The 16634-nt window shown below is 49.1% G+C and carries 14 protein-coding genes; 8 read left to right on the top strand and 6 right to left on the bottom strand.

Annotated elements, in window-relative coordinates; all coding sequences use genetic code 11:
• Positions 1-2 precede the first annotated feature (2 nt).
• The gene (gene sppA / locus TREAZ_RS16300) at positions 3-1637 is read left to right on the top strand and encodes a signal peptide peptidase SppA (protein WP_015713003.1); all 1635 of its coding nucleotides are present in this window, start codon (positions 3-5) and stop codon (positions 1635-1637) included.
• Positions 1638-1730: 93 nt separating this feature from the next.
• On the opposite strand, the gene TREAZ_RS16295 is transcribed toward sppA, so the two are convergent.
• Positions 1731-2246, bottom strand: a complete 516-nt coding sequence (locus tag TREAZ_RS16295; protein ID WP_015713002.1) for a GNAT family N-acetyltransferase — start codon at positions 2244-2246, stop codon at positions 1731-1733.
• A complete protein-coding gene (locus TREAZ_RS16290; RefSeq protein WP_015713001.1) occupies positions 2243-2944 on the bottom strand; it encodes a PrsW family glutamic-type intramembrane protease in 702 nt (233 codons plus the stop codon). The genes TREAZ_RS16295 and TREAZ_RS16290 overlap by 4 nt, the downstream gene beginning before the upstream one ends.
• A gap of 101 nt (positions 2945-3045) precedes the next feature.
• Here TREAZ_RS16290 and TREAZ_RS16285 point away from each other — a divergent pair, with 101 nt between their 5' ends.
• Both TREAZ_RS16285 and TREAZ_RS16280 read left to right on the top strand, forming a co-directional pair.
• Positions 3046-4203: an HD domain-containing protein gene (locus TREAZ_RS16285; protein ID WP_015713000.1), complete on the top strand. Its 1158-nt coding sequence runs from the start codon at positions 3046-3048 to the stop codon at positions 4201-4203.
• A gap of 94 nt (positions 4204-4297) precedes the next feature.
• Positions 4298-5437 carry an ATP-binding protein gene (locus TREAZ_RS16280; protein WP_015712999.1) on the top strand — a complete coding sequence of 380 codons (1140 nt, stop codon included), beginning with the start codon at positions 4298-4300 and terminating at the stop codon, positions 5435-5437.
• Here TREAZ_RS16280 and TREAZ_RS16275 read toward each other — a convergent pair.
• Complete coding sequence (locus TREAZ_RS16275) at positions 5388-6905, bottom strand: response regulator (protein WP_015712998.1); 1518 nt, start codon at positions 6903-6905, stop codon at positions 5388-5390. The two genes, TREAZ_RS16280 and TREAZ_RS16275, sit on opposite strands and share 50 nt — an antisense overlap.
• Complete coding sequence (locus TREAZ_RS16270; protein WP_148257841.1) at positions 6893-8683, bottom strand: sensor histidine kinase; 1791 nt, start codon at positions 8681-8683, stop codon at positions 6893-6895. Before TREAZ_RS16270 ends, TREAZ_RS16275 begins: the two co-directional genes overlap by 13 nt.
• Before the next feature lie 119 nt (positions 8684-8802).
• Here TREAZ_RS16270 and TREAZ_RS16265 point away from each other — a divergent pair, with 119 nt between their 5' ends.
• The 3 genes from TREAZ_RS16265 (at position 8803) to TREAZ_RS16255 (ending at position 11878) form a co-directional block, all read left to right on the top strand.
• Positions 8803-10101, top strand: coding sequence for an ABC transporter substrate-binding protein (locus tag TREAZ_RS16265; protein WP_015712996.1), 1299 nt, complete (start codon positions 8803-8805; stop codon positions 10099-10101).
• A 197-nt stretch (positions 10102-10298) separates the two neighbouring features.
• Positions 10299-11051, top strand: a complete 753-nt coding sequence (locus tag TREAZ_RS16260; protein ID WP_245535055.1) for a carbohydrate ABC transporter permease — start codon at positions 10299-10301, stop codon at positions 11049-11051.
• The gene (locus tag TREAZ_RS16255) at positions 11051-11878 is read left to right on the top strand and encodes a carbohydrate ABC transporter permease (RefSeq protein WP_015712995.1); all 828 of its coding nucleotides are present in this window, start codon (positions 11051-11053) and stop codon (positions 11876-11878) included. The genes TREAZ_RS16260 and TREAZ_RS16255 overlap by 1 nt, the downstream gene beginning before the upstream one ends.
• Here the strand turns inward: TREAZ_RS16255 and TREAZ_RS16250 are convergent.
• Positions 11875-13074, bottom strand: a complete 1200-nt coding sequence (locus TREAZ_RS16250; protein WP_148257840.1) for a mechanosensitive ion channel family protein — start codon at positions 13072-13074, stop codon at positions 11875-11877. The genes TREAZ_RS16255 and TREAZ_RS16250 overlap by 4 nt on opposite strands.
• Before the next feature lie 23 nt (positions 13075-13097).
• Positions 13098-14402 (bottom strand): threonine synthase, encoded by a 1305-nt coding sequence (gene thrC, locus TREAZ_RS16245; RefSeq protein ID WP_015712993.1) that lies wholly within the window; start codon positions 14400-14402, stop codon positions 13098-13100.
• A 37-nt stretch (positions 14403-14439) separates the two neighbouring features.
• Between thrC and TREAZ_RS16240 the strand changes: the two genes are divergently transcribed.
• Positions 14440-15591, top strand: coding sequence for a DUF362 domain-containing protein (locus tag TREAZ_RS16240; RefSeq protein ID WP_015712992.1), 1152 nt, complete (start codon positions 14440-14442; stop codon positions 15589-15591).
• A 1-nt stretch (position 15592) separates the two neighbouring features.
• Complete coding sequence (locus TREAZ_RS16235) at positions 15593-16627, top strand: Gfo/Idh/MocA family protein (protein WP_015712991.1); 1035 nt, start codon at positions 15593-15595, stop codon at positions 16625-16627.
• Positions 16628-16634: the final 7 nt, after the last annotated feature.

The raw sequence follows: 16634 nt of genomic DNA, 5'->3' as shown, positions 1-16634 counted from the left end.
AAATGAGAAAAAAAACCGGAAAACGGCGATATCTTGAACTCAACCTCCATAATGCCAAAACTTATCCGGCAAAGCTTGGCAGCCCAAAAATCGGCCATGAGCTTGAAACCTTGAGGATTATCAAGAAAGCGGGGGACGACAAGAACATAAACGGCTTGCTTCTCAATAGCTCAGGTTTTTCCGCAAACAAGGTCTGCCTCTGGGAATTGCGTTCCAGCCTCGAAACCTTTAAGGCAAGGGGGAAGAAGATAGTCGCCTATTTCGACAATGCCGATTTTGATCTGTATTGCATGCTCTCTGTTGCAGACAGGGTGGTCATGGACGAGGGCGGCATACTGGCTTTTGCCGGCCATGCCTGGGGCCGTCTTTATGCGAAGGAAGCCCTGGCAAAGCTGGGCATCGGCTTTAGGGAATTGCGTTATCTGGATTTTAAATCCGCCAACGAAATGTTTTCTCGCACAAGCCTTTCGGAAGCCGACAAGAAACAGTACGGTGCTTATCTTGACGAGGTCTTCAATTTAACCAGGACAGCGATCATGCAGGCCCGCTCCCTTTCGGAGGAGAATTTTAATGCCCTTGTGAACGGCGATTTTCTCCTGTCGCCCCAGGCCGCAAAAGAAAAAGGCCTGGCAGACACTGTGGGGCGTGAAGAGGCGATTGAAGGTATCATCAGGGAACTTGAAGCAGATGCCAAGGACCCTCCCGATGATTTGGAAATCGATTATGCGGTCTCAGGTTCTGCGAGCCTTATGACCCATGATCGCCATGCATCCCATTATGCTCCTCCTAAACCGGGAAGGTTCGGCAAGCCTGCCGAAATCGCGGTGATTTATGCCAAAGGCAACACTGATTTGGATCAGGGCATGGCAGCCCGGAGCCTTTCCAGGACTATATTCGAAGCTGCGGAAAAATCCGCAGTAAAAGCATTGGTGGTGCGCATTGACAGCCCCGGCGGAAGCGCTGTGGCTGCCGATTATGTAGCCCAGGCTATCAAGGAAGCGAAGAAGCAAAAGCCCGTGGTGGTGTCCATGGGCCAGGTAGCCGCCTCGGGCGGGTATTGGGCGGCCATGTACGCAAGCCATATTATGGCCTCCGCCTGCACCCTCACAGGATCAATCGGGGTAATCGCGGGGTGGTTTTACGACAAGGGCCTTAACGACAAGCTTGGCCTTGATCTTGATACCCTTAGCCGGGGCGCCCATGCGGATCTTTTTACAGGGGTCCTGATTCCCCGCCGGGATTTAACCGATGCAGAAGAAGCCAATTACCGCCGCTATATCCTCGAACTTTACGGTGATTTTGTGAAAAAAGCCGCATTAGGCCGGAACATAACGCCCGAGGTCTTGGAACCTCTTGCCCGCGGCCGGGTTTATTCGGGCCTTGCGGCGCAGAAGCTCGGCCTTGTGGACAGCATCGGCGGTTTTATCGAAGCAATAGAAACAGCTCGGAAACTCGCGGGCATTCCCGAAAAGAAAAAAACCGCAATCCGCGAATACCCCAGGCCCAAGCTCCGCGAGGCTTTGATGCAAAGGTTTTTCGCCGGGGTGGTTCCAGGGATTGACATTGGGGTTTTGGAGGATCTGCGGTTCAGGCTTTCCCGAAATGGGGAAGCCATGCCGATACTGCCGTGGAATTAATTTCGAGCGGTGCACAGGCAGACATCTTTTTGGACAATGGCAAGGCCATAGTAGATACCAAAGACGGCATAAAAATAATAGAATTAATCATATTCATGAAATATAGGGAGTGTCAAATATCAATATATTCCCAAGAGTTCCATCCGCATAGGCTGCCTGGGGATTGTCTTTGAGTAATTCATACTTCCCCCTGGTGTAGTCATCAACTACATGGAGCCAGAATTTCTCCGAAACCGTATTTTTGGGATGGTATTTGAGCTGCCATTTGCCTTTATATTTGTCAAAAAGATAATCGGCGGCATATTTGCCGATTCCGGAATTCCGGTATTTGAACAGGATGAAAAACTCGGACATGGTATAATCTGCTTTGATTTTCACCTCCGGGTAATCATTGACCATTGCAAAACCGGCTAATTTGTTTTCAGCCTTGATGAAGCAGGGATAACGCCTATCTTCGGTCCAGTAATGATCCAGGTAATTATAGCCATATAAACCCAGGCTGTTCACATCGGTTTTTTCATATTGGGAGAACTCATAGAGGTACTTTTCGAGGAGGTTTCTCAAAATTTCCTTTTCATCTTTGCGAACCAGATCGATGGTTATATTCATGGGTTTTTATCCATAATAATATATTTCTCCATTCTTTTAAGTGCGAATTTCCACATAAATATCATCAATGCAATTAACGCAAAAAACATTAATAAAATGATGGCTGTATTGTCAATTCCCCCGGATATATAAAAAAGAAGGAAGTCATATGTTCCATGAAAAATTATCGGGATGAACAAGCTAAGGAACAAATACCATTTTTTTTTGTCTATGCTTGAAAACCTTCCCAGAGAGAAAAAATAACCCATGGATATTGCAAACAGGCCGTGTCCGGGAACAGAAAATATCGCTCTTAATAGCGCAGTCCCAATGCCATTTTGCAACACATATGAAATATTTTCGGCCATTGCGAATCCCAAAGACACGAATACGGCATAAACTATGCCATCATAATTTTGGTCAAAATATGGTTTCTTGAAAACAAATAAATAGAGTACCAGAAATTTCAACAGTTCCTCCGGGATTGCCGCACCAGGGAACGCATCATAGATGGCAGAGGAAAGCGGGGATGCGAATGTGTTCCCCAAACCGATTAATAGCTCAATAATTACAGCCGGGATGCTCGATAAAAAACCGAAAAGCAAGCATAGCATCAAAGGTTTCAAAGGCTCTTTTTGGGTATCCCTTAAATAGATAAACAAAAGAAAGGCGACGATGGGCAAAACAGCCGACAATAATAAAACAATAATAGACGCCATGTATCTTCCTTTTGATAAGCATACACTTAAGGGTATATAAAGTCATGCGGCCTTTTAAAAATTGCCCGGATCCGCTATGCTTTCTTTAAGGGGTAAAAAACATGGCACAGACCGTTGATCCCTCTCCGCCTGGCGCGCTCTCCGGGGCCGGGTTTTCCGTCATACTTAGGGGTTTTAGCGCTATTGACCGCTATTTGGAAAAGCCCCCTCTTCCCTTCATATTCATAGAAACCAATGCGGGTCTTCAGGATCTGGCGCGGATTTTTGGGGAGCTGCGCTTTCCCGGAGTTGAACTGGCCGATGCCTCTGTAACGGATGGCGGTTTCGACTACTATTTCCGCTGTCTGGACGAGGAAGACAGGCTGGGGACGCGGGAAAAGCGGGGCAGCTTTGCCCTTTTGAGCTTTGGGCTGGATTGGAGGACCGGGCGCTTCCTTGACCCTTGCGGAGTGTACCCCCTGCTGAGGGAGTTTCGGGGAAGGCCTTTTACCGGGGCCGAGGCTGATATATGGAAGAAAGCTTTGGATGTGGGGATGCCCACAGGCATTGCCCTGATACTTGCCCGCTACGATCCCCACGCAGAGCTTGCACCGGTTGAATGGCCGGGCGGGCTGCCCCTGGGGCCTGAGGAGCAGAGGGTTTTGCTTACAGGGCTGCTCCTTTCGCAGAAGCCTGAACGGGGGCTGCAATTTTTGAAGGATTCGGGCTTTGTGGGTGAATTCTGGCCCGAGCTTGCCCAGCTGGACGATGTGGATCATTCGAAGGAATTCCACCCCGAGGGGAATGTGTGGAGCCACACGCTGGAAACTTTCCAGCACCGCAAGCCCCTGGCCGGGGGCGGCTATGATTTGCGGCTTTCCCTGGGGCTCCTGCTCCACGATATCGGGAAGCCCCTGGCAGAAGCGTCCGGCGCCAGGCGCTTTGACGGCCATGCGGAGCTGGGCGCCAGGGCCGCAAGCCGATTTTTGGAGCGCCTGGGCTTTGACCAGGATTTTAGGGATGACATCTATTACCTGGTGAAGAACCATATGCTGCCCGCCGCCCTTAAGCGCCTGCCCCTTACCCGCACCCAGGAAATCATGGAATCGCCTCTCTTCCCTGCTTTGATGGAGCTTTACCGCTGCGACGAGTCATCGTCTTTTAAGGGGCTGGACGGCTACTACGAAAACAGCGCTGCATACCAAGCGTATCTCAGATACCGCAGGAATCCGTACCGTTCTGCAGACGGGAAGATATTGGGGAAGAGGCAGAGAAGGTAAGCTTAATTATGCATAAATAAGGATGCAACTCCAAAAATATTATAATATATTTGGAGTTGTTGCATAAAATATTGCTATCTGCTATAATGTCTATATGATTATAGAACGTAGTATAAAAGCAGATATCGAGGAAAAGCTACTTTCCGGAAAGGCTATTGTGATATTTGGAGCGCGCCAGGTAGGTAAGACTACATTACTTCACGATTTATTTGATAAACGAAATGATGTGATGTGGCTAAGCGGAGATGACGCAGCTACTATCGCACTGTTTGAAGATGTTACTGCGCAAAAATTCAATTCCGTAGTTGGGCAAAATTTGATTTTGGTGATCGATGAAGCCCAAAGAATCCAAAATATAGGGCTAAAACTCAAGATTATTCATGATAAATTCAAAACCAAATTTCAGATCATTGCCACTGGATCCAGTTCGTTTGATTTGGCAAATGAGATTAATGAACCAATGACCGGCAGAAAATGGACATACAAAATGTTTCCGCTGTCGTTTGCAGAAATGGTCTTTCATACGAATCTCATAGAAGAACAAATGAATTTGGAAAACAGGCTGCTCTATGGGTACTACCCGGATGTGGTAAACAATCCGGGAGACGAGCGGGCTATATTGAAAGAACTTGCAAATGACAATCTGTACAAAGACATATTTAAATGGGAAAATATAAAGAAACCTCTTGTTTTTGAGAAATTGGTAAGGGCATTGGCATTGCAGATTGGCTCACAAGTCAGCATCAATGAGTTATCTAATCTATGCAATGCCGATAACAAAACCATTGAACGGTATATTCGTTTGCTGGAACAATCATTTGTAATATTCAGGCTTGGCAGTTTTAGCACAAATCTGCGTAGTGAATTAAAATCTTCCGCAAAATATTATTTCTACGATGTCGGTATCCGCAACGCAGTAATTGGCGCATTTGATACGGTAGCAATCAGGCAGGATATTGGGCATCTATTCGAGAATTTTATTATCGCAGAACTGGCAAAAAAACTTATGCCCCAATCAGTTGGCTCATTTGGTTACTTTTGGCGTACAACCCAGCAGCAGGAAGTTGATTTTGTTACTGAGTCCGGGAGAAATATTACTGCATACGAAATCAAATGGAATCCGAATACCAAAGTTCATATACCCAAGACATTTATCGAAAAATACAATCCTTCTGTGAAGTTCATCAACAGGGAGAATTTTTATGAGGTCCTTGCGCATACTCCGATGGGGTAAACCCGGTGATGGAGCGGAAGACCCTGCTGAAATACAAGGGGTCGTTGAAGCCTGCCATCACTGCGGCGTCCCGTATGAGGGTGCCCTCGTTCAGCAGATAGGTTTTTGCCTTTTCGACACGGGCTATGGTGAGGTAATTCAGGAATGAGAGGTCCGTGTATTTGCGGAAGAGGCGGCTTAGATAGGTTTGGGAAATGCCGAAATGCCTGCAAGTTGATTCGAGGCTGAGGTCTTCTGCTGAATGGGCATCGACATACTGCTTTATCAAATTAAAGAATTCGGGGGTGTCGATTTTGTCAATCCTCTCTTCCTGGGAGGGGAGGAGCTTTTCGAGAATCAGGGCGAGGCTTTCTTTGAGATCCCCGTAACAGGCGGCCTGGGAAAAGGCGTTGGCGATGAGGAGTTCGAGGTTTTCACCGGGGCTGTTTTCCGCATGGTTTACTCGTTCAATAAACAGGCGCACGGATTCTTCCACAAAAAGCTGTCCTTGCCCTTCTTTTTCCCATTCATCAAGCCAGTCATTAAGCAATTTTTGAATGAGGCCGGTTTTGTGCTCTTTCAGGTAATGCTTCAGGGCCTGATCCATTTCAGTGTTGGGGGACGGGTTTTTGGGCCTGGTAACCTGGTTGTTGCCCCCTGCGGAGATGCTTTGGGATTTTCCAATCACAAGGCGGGTGTCCAAGGTAGTATAGAGGGCTGCGATTATTCTGGGGAATTCCTCAATCTGAAAGACTTGAGACCACAGGACGGCTGTGGTATACCCGGGGAGGCTGTTTTCAGTATCCATGAATTCCACAGTTCTGCTGCCATTCAGCAGGGCATTGCCTGGGGCGAGGTAGATGCTTTCCATTTCGTCCCTGCCTTTAAGCGCCAGCAGGGTTTCGCCTGTTTTTTCGTCTTCATCGGATTGGACCCTTTGGTTTTGGAAAAGCAGGGGCTGGTTAAGGTTTTTGAAAAAGCGGCTGGGAAGCCCGTTTTTGCGGCATATCCCGGCTGAATATGCGGAGGCAGGAAAGTATCGCCTGAGCTGCGCGGGGTCCGGAGCCTCCTGGTTAAGAAGCATTTTAAGGAGGGCGAATCTTTTTTCTTCGATGGTTTTTTTGATGAGCGGGATTGCCCGTTCCAGGGCTGTCTGCAGGGTAGATGGCGAAATAGGCTTTAAAAGGTATTCGATGGCGCCGCACTGCAGGGCGGTGCGGGCATATTCAAAATCCTGGTAGCCGCTCAGGATCATGGTTTTGATGTCCGGAAGTTCTTCGTGGAGGGCGCGGATCAATTCAAGGCCGTCCATCTGGGGCATCCTGATATCTGTCAGGAGAAGATCGGGGCGGTGCTGCCTTGCGAGGTCAAGGCCGGCTTTTCCGTTGTCGCCGATCACCAGTTCAAACTGGGGACAATAAAGCTTGATGATGTCCTGTATATGTTCGGCTGCCGCAGGCTCGTCCTCGGCGAGTACTACTTTGTACATGCTGCGCCTATTTTCACCATTGTGCCTTCGGGGCATTCGGCAATTTCCAAAACCGCCTTTGTGCCGAAGAGGATGAGGAGGCGGGCATAAATGGTGAGGAGGCCCATGCCGCCTATGTCTATGTTGAGGTTCCCTTCCTGAATGCGGTTTCGCAGTTCCGCCATCTGCTGTTCGAGCTGGGCTTTTTTCGCCGGGTCAAAACCATCGCCGTTATTTTTGACTTCGATAAACCAAAAGCCATCCTCGATCCAGCCCCGTATCCCTATCAGCATGTTTTTGCCTGTGTCCTTATACCCGTGGGTCACTGCGTTTTCCACAAGCTGCTGCACCACTATTTTGGGCATTTCCTGCTCCATCACCCTGCCCTGGGCGTCGACTTCGTAGCTCAGTTTATTGAGGTAGCGGGTTTTAAGGAGATAAAGATAATGCCTCACATAGTCCAGTTCTTCGCGGACTGTTACAAGCCGTCTGCTTGTGCCTGCGGAATACCGGAGCATGGAGGCGAGCTCTTCGCAGATTTCGCAGATTGTCTCGTTGCCGCTTTTTAGGCCCTGATGGGAAATGACGTTGAGCACATTATACAGGAAGTGGGGATTCACCTGGGCCTGGAGGGCATCAAACTCGGACTGGAGGTGAAGGAGGCTCATCTGCCCTTCCTTGTGCTTGGCAAGGTTGAGGCGCTTTATAAGATGGTTATAGCTCTGGTAGAGCTGGACGAATTCATCGTCCGCCGGGAACTTCGCCGGAAGCCCCCGCTGTTCGTAAGTAAGTTCTTCGGTATTATCCAGATTTGTTTGATCCATCCTGAAGATGAGGCGGCGTATGGGCGCGGTAACCCGGGTGGAAAGCACAAAAACGAGGAAGATGGAAATTCCGCAGAGCAGCAGGGCCATGAGTATGGTGATCCGGGTGATGTCCCGTATAGCCGCATTCATGCCCGCGCTTCCCTGTATGACAATAGTGCAAACATCCGTATAGGGCGAATAATAGTAGGCAGCCATGTTCCCCCTTATGCGATCCAGCGGCTTTGCCTTGAGGGATGGGTTCTCTGTAATCATCCTTCCCAGCAGCTCAGTGGTGTCTTCATCGAACTGGGAAAAAAGCACTTCTCCCCTGCTGTTAAGGGCTGCGGCATTGATGGTCCTGGTGCTGTCCAGGCGGTAGATGGCTTCAAGGTCGGCGTAAGGTTTTTGTACTTCAAGGTAGCTTGATACGTTGTTCCCCATTACCAGGCGGGTGATGCTGAAAACTTTTCGGGGGCTTCGGGGATCCCAGGGATCATCGTAAGGGGAGAGCACCAGGGCTTTTCCCATGGCGGCATCTACCCGTTCCCGCGAGGAAAGGCTGTCCGTTTGGGCATATCCGTCGGGGATGGTATTGCTCATCACATTGCTGGTCAGTATATCCCCGTATTCGCTGAAAAAAGTGACCCTGTAGAAATTGGCCGTATTGCAGTATGTTGCCAGGGCGGTGGTCACATCGGCCTTTGCCTTGGTGATAAAAACCTGGGCCCCTGGCTCGGATCTGTCCGCCCGGGTAAGGATGGTTATGGCCGAGAGGGTTTTGCTGTCCGAAAGGAGGAATTCGGTGATAAAACGCATGGGCCTGACAATTTCATCCAATTGCTGGGACATATTCTTGCTGAGCACGTCCAGGTCGAGCCGGGTGGTTTGCTCCAGGTGCTGGAGGTTGTAGGTCTCAAAAATGATGGCAATAAGGGTGAGCACAATAGTAAAAAGGAGGGAATAGGTTAATATCAGCCTGGTTCTGAATTTCATATGGCTTGTACTGGAATTTAAGGTTATTTTTGCTGTTTTGTCCATATACGACACGGAAAAGTCAACCTTATAATAAAAGGATACCCCTTGTGGGGAAAACATTTTTCAGGAGGAAATCCATGAAACTATTTAAAATGCTGGCGATTGCGGCGCTTGTCATGCTGGTGGCAGCAGGCAGTGTGTTTGCCGGCGGCGGGAGCCAGAGCAGCGGTTCGTCCAGCGGCGGACAGAAGACTGTCACCTTGCTGGTTGATGCGGACAGCCCCTTTGTCGGTACCCAGGCAATGATCGATGCCTTCCAAAAGAAAACAGGCATTAAGGTTGAGGTTGAGATTCGGGTAGGCGGGCTCGAGGGCGAGAATATCATGAAGACCCGGCTTGCCACAGGGGACATGGCTGATATGTTTTGGTATAACACAGGTTCCAAGCTCAATGACCTTAACCCTGCGCAGAATATCCAGGATATTTCCAATGAACCTTTCGCGGCCAACGTAACCGACAGCTTCAAGAAATCGGCCTCGGCAAATGGCAAACTCTATGGGCTTCCCATGGCTTCCACCCAGGCCGGCGCCATCCTCTATAACAAGAAGATCTACCAGGATCTCGGTCTTTCTGTTCCCCATACCTGGAATGACTTTATCGTCAACTGTGAAAAAATCCAGGCTTCGGGCAAGGTCGCCATTGTGGCCTCCAACAAAACCACCTGGACCAGCCAGCTTTTCTTCCTTGGGGATGAATACAATGTGAAGGCTTCCCAGCCCAATTTCCCTGCGGAATACACTGCCAACAGGGCGAAGTATGCCACCAACGCGGTAGCCCGCAAGGGGTTTGAGAAGATCGCCGCCGCAGGCAAATACCTCAACAGGGATCACCTTGCTACCACCTATGAATTGGCGGAAGAAATGATAGCTAACGGACAGGCTGCCCATTGGGCCATCCTGACCCAGGCTCTTACCTCCATCAATACGGATTATCCCAGCAAGATCAACGATATCGGCGTATTTGGCATCCCCGGGGATGATCCCAATAACCACGGCCTGACTGTATGGATCCCCAGCGGTCTTTATATCTACAAGAATACCCCCAACCTTGACCTTGCAAAGCAGTGGGCGGCTTATACTGTTTCTGATGAAGGTATTGGCGTGTATTCAAGCGTCCAGAAACCGGATGGACCCTTCGCTCTTAAGGGAGTCAACCTCCCCAGCACCGTGTACGCTGGTGTCCAGGAAATGGTCGCTTACTTCAATGCAAACAAAACCGATGTAGCCCTTGAATTTGAATCCCCTGTCAAAGGGCCTAACCTTGAGCAGTTCTGCATCGAAGTATTCTCGGGCATTACCACTCCTCAGGCTGCAGCAACAGCCTATGATCAGGACGTGACGAAGCAAGCCATTCAGCTCAATCTGCCCGGTTGGTAGAATTGAAACTGAAAGATATTTAGGCTATAGTCTAACGGCGCTTCCTTTTTGGAAGTGCCGTTACTTTGTTAGTTTGGAAACGGGAGAAACTTTTGAAAAGCAAAATTTATAATTCCTGGTTTTATCGCCTCTTTTACTTATATATGTGGTTATTTTTATACTTCCCACTATTATTTCGTTTTTTTTCTTCCCTTACTGTGTGGACTTTAACGGATTTCCGTTTTGTAGGGCTTTATAATTTCAGGACCTTTTTTTCCGAATACTCAATGCGTATAGGCATTAAAAATACCATCCTCTATGCGGTATTGACCTGCGGTTTTAAAGCAGTTCTTGCCCTTGGCATAGCGATGCTGCTTACTTCCCCCATGAAGACAAAGCATATTATCCGTTCTCTTGTGTTTTTTCCGAATATTGTCAGTACTATTGCTATTGGTCTTACCTTTAGTTCGTTTATGCACCCTACCAGGGGTTTGTTCAATACGCTCCTTGCGCACTTTGGCATTATGGGGCCTGACTGGCTTGGCGATATTAATTTGGCTCTCTATTCGGTTATTTTTACCGATGTGTGGAAGGGCGTGAGTGTCGCTACGGTAATTTATATAGCGGGGCTTCAGGCCATACCCGAAACCTACTATGAAGCGGCTTCCATAGACGGCGCCGGAGGCTTTCAGCGTTTTAGGCATATTACGTTGCCGCTGGTGCGGTCTTCCATAAATACGGTTATTATTCTTGCCTTAATCGGAGGGCTTCGTACCTTCGACTTGATTTGGTCCATGACAAGAGGCGGCCCTGGTTTTGCGACAGACACTCTGGCGTCGATTATTTACAAACAGTACGCCAATGGGTTTTACGGGCTCTCTACCGCAGGCAATGTGGTCATGTTCTTCCTTATTGCGATTATAGCCTTCCCCTTGTACCGATTCCTTATAAGCCGGGAGGTTGATATATAATGAATAAAAAAATCAAATACTTGATAATCGATATTGTTTCCCTGGCCCTGGCTGTTATCATTTTTGTTGTTCCCTTTTATTTTATCCTCCTTAATTCCCTTAAAAGCAGGCAGGAAGCGGGAATGATGAATTTGGCATTGCCTGCATCACTGCACTGGGAAAATTACCCCGAGGTCCTTGCTACCCATAACTACATGATGGTTAGGGCGTTCTATAACAGTGTTATTACTACTACGGGCAGTATTCTTTTGCTTGTGGCTGTCTGTGCCTTGGGAGGATATGTGCTCCAGCGGGTTGCCAATAAGTTTATGATGGGGGTGAACTTCCTCATACTCACAGGGCTCATGCTCCCGCCGGCCATTCTTCCGACTATCTGGGTTATGGACATTATCGGCATATACCGGTCTCTTTTCGGCCTGGTTATGGTGGAAGTGGCGTTAAATATACCATTTACGGTGATGCTGTACCGGGGTTATACGGCTTCCATACCCCGGGAGATTGAAGAAGCTGCATACGTGGATGGCTGCGGTTCAGTACGCATGTTCGTGCAGATTATCTTTCCCCTGCTTTTGCCTGTAACCGCCAGCGTGGTTGTGCTTTCGGCAGTCAATGTTTTTAACGATTTTTTGAATCCCCTCTACTTCCTGCCGGGAGCCAAAAACCCTACGGTGCAGCTCACGCTTAACAATTTTATGGGCCGTTACGCCAATTCCTGGAATATGCTTTTTGCCGATGTGGTGCTTATCACGATCCCGCCCCTGATCCTCTTTATCTTCTTTAACAGGAAGATTGTTTCGGGCATTACTGCGGGGGCGGTAAAGGGTTAATCTTCTTTGGGTTTGGTACGCTTCGTTGGAATTTCTGCGGGCAGCCGTATCTGGTAAGCCGGGGCGGTCATGTCGAGGCCTTTGGCGGCGAAGCCGTCCTGCAGATTTTGATAGAGTTCCGAATAAATCGCAGGCATATTTTCGATTTGTTTGGTGTAACAGTTTATTTGGTACCGGGCGTAGAAATCGTCCAGGGCAGTCTGAAGGACAAAGGGTTTGGGCTTTTTAAGCACATGCTCGGTTTTAAGGGCTGCTTCTATGAGTATCTCGTGGATAACGCGCCAGGGTGTGGAGTAGCCAAAGGTTATCTCCGCATGGAGTATGAGGCCTTCCTCGTCCTCGTCAGAGGAAGTGTTGTAGTTAATGATGCTGGCTGAAAGAATCTGAAGGTTCGGGTAGGTAATGTATTCATTCTTGGAAGTTTTAATGCGAAGCACCATGATGGATTTTTCTACTACAAAACCTGTGTTGCCCTGAATGCTGATGCGGTCGCCGATTTTGAAAGGCCGCATATAGGTGATGACCAGGCCCGCTACAAGGTTGCCGATGGCGGAACTTGAACCAAGCGAGAAAATGATGCCCACGAAAACCGACACTCCCTGGAAAACCCTGGATTCAGATCCCGGGAGATAGGGGTAGATAACGGCTACGGTAAAAGCGTAGATGAGCACCCGCAATATATTGAAGGTAGGCTGGGCCCAGTCAGGATAGAATCCGGGTATCTTGAGCCTTTCCCGTGCGATCTGGCCTGAGAAAAATTTCAAGGCTTTTAAAATATATTTATTGATAAAGAGTATTATGATAATGGTAATAAGGTTGGGGATGTACTTTACTATGCCAATACCTATGTTTTTAAGCGGGGTGAGTATGTAGCCGAAAATGGTGGAAGCCAATTCCTCGGTAGACGGGAAGAGGCTGAACACTATGGGCACAGTGATGAAAAGCTGGAAGGCGGTGATTACATATTTAAGCAGCCTGAGCAAGAGTATAATTGTGGAAGTGATCTGCTTTGTTGAAAGCAGGCGGATGTTTTTGATGGTCAGGGGTTTTATCTTCGTGCCATCGCCGGCTTTGATCTTCCGGGCAATTCTTTTAAAGATCAGCCAAATGACTATTATTAAAATTATTTGTCCGGCGACAATGCCGGCAGCTATGCCGAATTTTTCGGCAAAGCCCATAAGCGCACTGTTTTCCATATATTATGGTATGTTTAGCATATTTAGAGGCAGCTGGCAATAGCGCTTTCAAGGGAGTCAAGTTCGGGATCGATGAGGGCTATGGGTTCCGAACGCTTGTTCAGTATGTGGAGTTTTTCCGGGAGTCCCGCAGTCTGGCCTGTGGCTTTTTCCACGAGTTCCGCTTCCCGTGCAGGGTGGCCTGTGGCGAGTACGATGGCATGGGTACCGTAATCCCGGTCTTTGGCAAAGCCTTTGGCGGCGGCAAAGGCTACGGCGCTGTGGGGGTTCAGGAGTATGCCGTATTGGGTCCATGCTTCTTTTATTGTCTTAATGGTGGTTTCATCATCAATGGCTGCGGGGAATACCATGTTCCGCATTACCGCAGGGGATTCTTCATAGAAGGATGCCAGCCTTTCGTAGTTTGAAGGCTGGGAAATATCAAGGGCAGGGGAATTGGTTGTCACCAATGGATGGGGTGTATACTTGCCGCCCCGCATAAAATCTCCAAAAATATTATTTGCGTTCATGGCAGCGATAAAACCGTTTACAGGCATGCCGAATTTCCAGGCATAAAGCCCCGAAATGAGGTTGCCGAAATTTCCCGAAGGCACCGAGAAAACCAGGTCGCCGGAAAGGTATTTTTTTGCCTTGATAAAAGCATAGAGATAATAAAATGCCTGGGGCAGGAGGCGCCCGGGATTGATGGTGTTGGCGCTGGTTACCTGGTAGCGTTCCGCAAAGGGCCTGTCGTTTATCAATTCAGCAATGAGGGCCTGGCAATCGTCGTAGGTCCCCCTGACCTGGATGGGGATGATATTGCCGCCATTGGGCACAAAGGTGGCGGGGTCAAGTCCCCTGATGGTTCCGGCGGGGTAGAGGAGCACTGCGGTAAGCCCCTGGCGGCCCTGGAAGGCTTTGGCTATGCTGATCCCCGTGATGCCCCTGGCTGCAGAAATGACCATGACATTGCCGCTGTTTTTGGTGAGTTCTTCCAGCACTGCCGCGAGGAAGGCCACGCCGAAGTCTTTGAAAACCCCGGTGGGGCCGTTGTAGAGGCTTAGGATGGAAAAGTTGTCGTCCAGCTGTTTAAGGTCGGGCTCGAAGTCGAAAGCGCTTTCAGCCACCCGGGAAGCGGAGAAGGGATTGAGTTCGCCCTGGAGAAGGCTTGGCGCTACGGCGGCTATCAGCTCGGGGTACGTGGTTTTTTCGTCCATATAAAGGAAAAACTGCCTCATATCGGGCACTGTGGAAGGCACATAGAGCCCTCCGTCGACCGGGAGACAGCGGAGAACGGCGTCTTTGAATGAAACCTGCGGCCCTAAAGCCTTGGTAGATCGAAACTGCATTTCTTACTATTATAGTGCAATACTAGGGGAATAGCAATTGAACAATAAAGTTGGGATAGAGCGCTGCGCCGCATACGAGGCGGGCGAAGTCTACGAGGCGTTGAAAAAGGCTGTGAATCTTGCCGGGGGCCTCGATGTGGCGGGCAAAAAGGTGCTTCTTAAGCCCAATATCGTGTTCGATTCCCCCCCTGCAAAGGCTATAGTAACCCACCCGGTGTTCCTTGAAGCGGCTATCCGGCTGGTTAAGGAGATGGGCGCTGCCTCCATAACCGTAGGGGATAGTCCGGGGCTTCAGGGCCCCAATTTTACAGCCCGGTCTTCGGGCCTTGGCGAAAAAGCCCTGCAATGTGGGGCGCAATGGGCTGATTTCACCAAGGACAGGATCGATATTCCCTGCCCTGGCGGCAAGGTGATAAAATCCTTTTCACTTACCGACGCGGTAAAGGAAGCGGACTGCATCATAAGCCTCCCTAAGCTCAAGACCCACCAGCTTATGATTTATACGGGGGCCATGAAGAACCTTTTCGGCCTTGTTCCTTCGGTGGTTAAAAGTTCTTTTCATGTGCGTTTTCCTACACGGGAAGCTTTTGCTTCCATGGTTGTGGATCTCAATCTGGCGGTGAAGCCCGCCTACGCCTTTATGGACGCTATCACCGGCATGGAAGGCCCCGGCCCTTCAGCGGGAACGCCCCGGGATATTGGCCTGGTGCTGGCATCTTCCAATCTGCTTGCCATGGACGCTGCGGCGAGCTTTATCATCGGTTATCCTCCCGAGACAATCCCTGTAAGCCGCGAGGCTCTTTCGCGGGGCATCTGGCTCAAGGACTTTAATGAGATTGAATATCCCGGCCTTGACCCTGCGGATTTGCGCATACCCGATTTTATCAAAGTTCCCCTCAAGAAAAGCAACAACCAGGTTCTGGATTTTATTCTGCCCAAAAAATTACGGCATTTTCGGGAATCCCTTACACCCAGGCCGGAGGTGCAGAATAGCGTTTGCGTGCGCTGCGGAGACTGCACCAGGATATGCGGCTCAAAAGCCATGAGCCTTGAAGGCCAGGGACTTGAGAAGAAAGTTGTCATAGATTATAAAAGATGCATTCGCTGTTATTGCTGCCATGAGATTTGCCCGGTTAAGGCAATAGAAATAAAGAAAGTGAAATTACGCGAAGCATTAAGGAGAGCATAATATGGTAGGCATTGGGATTATCGGCTGCGGGTCAATCACAAAATGGAGGCATGCCCCTGAATACGATGGCAACAAGAATGCCAAAATCCAGGGATTTTATGATCCTATAAGCGATAGGGCCAGGGAGATGACTTCCCGCTATGGCGGAAAAATTTATAATACTGTCGAGGAAATGCTGGCAGATCCCATCATTGAAGCGGTAAGCGTTTGCACTGCCAATAGTTACCATGCCCCCCTCTCCATTCAGGCGCTTAAAGCGGGCAAGCATGTGCTCTGCGAAAAACCTATGGCAACCTCTGTCGAAGATGCCGAGGCTATGATAGCCGCCGCAAAAGAGGCCGGCAAGTACCTGATGATAGGCCACAACCAGCGCCTGGTAGAGGCCCATAAAAAAGCAAAGAAGATCCTTGCAAGCGGCGAGCTCGGCAAGGTTATTACTTTTAGTACTAATTTTTCTCATGCCGGGCCTGAACTCTGGAGCGCTGACAAGAGCGCCAAAACCTGGTTTTTCAACAAGAAAGACGCCTTTATGGGCGCAATGGGGGATCTTGGCATACACAAGGCTGACCTTATACGCTGGCTTATAGGGGATGAGATTAAAGAAGTGAAGGCCTATGTCACCACCCTGGATAAAAAAGGCCCTGATGGCAAGCTTATCGAAATTGATGATAATGCCATTTGCCTCCTTCAATCCAGAACCGGCATTATCGGCACTCTGACTTCAAGCTGGACAAATTACGGAAACGAAAACAACAGTACAGTGCTGTATTGTACCGAAGGGACAATGAAGATATACGACAACCCCGACTTCCCTCTGGAGATAGTCAAAAAAGACGGCGAAAAAATTTACTATAAAATTGGCGGCATACAGACCAATGCGAGCCAGACCAAATCGGGTATTATCGATCAGTTTGTCGCCAGCATCGAAGCCGGTACGTCTCCGGAAATTTCAGGCGAAGAGGGGCTCGCGGCGTTACGCATAATTTTTGCCTGCTTTGAATCGTCGGCCAAGGGTGACAAGGTTGTGTTGGAGTAAAGAAATA

It is taken from the genome of Leadbettera azotonutricia ZAS-9 (assembly GCF_000214355.1).
Classification (GTDB): domain Bacteria; phylum Spirochaetota; class Spirochaetia; order Treponematales; family Breznakiellaceae; genus Leadbettera; species Leadbettera azotonutricia.
The sequence above is the reverse complement of the archived record's forward strand: the minus strand, read 5'-3'. Positions and strand labels throughout refer to the sequence as shown.

Coding starts and splice junctions, on each gene's coding strand:
- thrC (WP_015712993.1), bottom strand. CDS start 14,402: ATGCAGTTTCGATCTACCAAGGCTTTAGGGCCGCAGGTTTCATTCAAA.
- TREAZ_RS16275 (WP_015712998.1), bottom strand. CDS start 6,905: ATGTACAAAGTAGTACTCGCCGAGGACGAGCCTGCGGCAGCCGAACAT.
- sppA (WP_015713003.1), top strand. CDS start 3: ATGAGAAAAAAAACCGGAAAACGGCGATATCTTGAACTCAACCTCCAT.
- TREAZ_RS16295 (WP_015713002.1), bottom strand. CDS start 2,246: ATGAATATAACCATCGATCTGGTTCGCAAAGATGAAAAGGAAATTTTG.
- TREAZ_RS16270 (WP_148257841.1), bottom strand. CDS start 8,683: ATGAAATTCAGAACCAGGCTGATATTAACCTATTCCCTCCTTTTTACT.
- TREAZ_RS16285 (WP_015713000.1), top strand. CDS start 3,046: ATGGCACAGACCGTTGATCCCTCTCCGCCTGGCGCGCTCTCCGGGGCC.
- TREAZ_RS16265 (WP_015712996.1), top strand. CDS start 8,803: ATGAAACTATTTAAAATGCTGGCGATTGCGGCGCTTGTCATGCTGGTG.
- TREAZ_RS16290 (WP_015713001.1), bottom strand. CDS start 2,944: ATGGCGTCTATTATTGTTTTATTATTGTCGGCTGTTTTGCCCATCGTC.
- TREAZ_RS16255 (WP_015712995.1), top strand. CDS start 11,051: ATGAATAAAAAAATCAAATACTTGATAATCGATATTGTTTCCCTGGCC.
- TREAZ_RS16250 (WP_148257840.1), bottom strand. CDS start 13,074: ATGGAAAACAGTGCGCTTATGGGCTTTGCCGAAAAATTCGGCATAGCT.
- TREAZ_RS16235 (WP_015712991.1), top strand. CDS start 15,593: ATGGTAGGCATTGGGATTATCGGCTGCGGGTCAATCACAAAATGGAGG.
- TREAZ_RS16280 (WP_015712999.1), top strand. CDS start 4,298: ATGATTATAGAACGTAGTATAAAAGCAGATATCGAGGAAAAGCTACTT.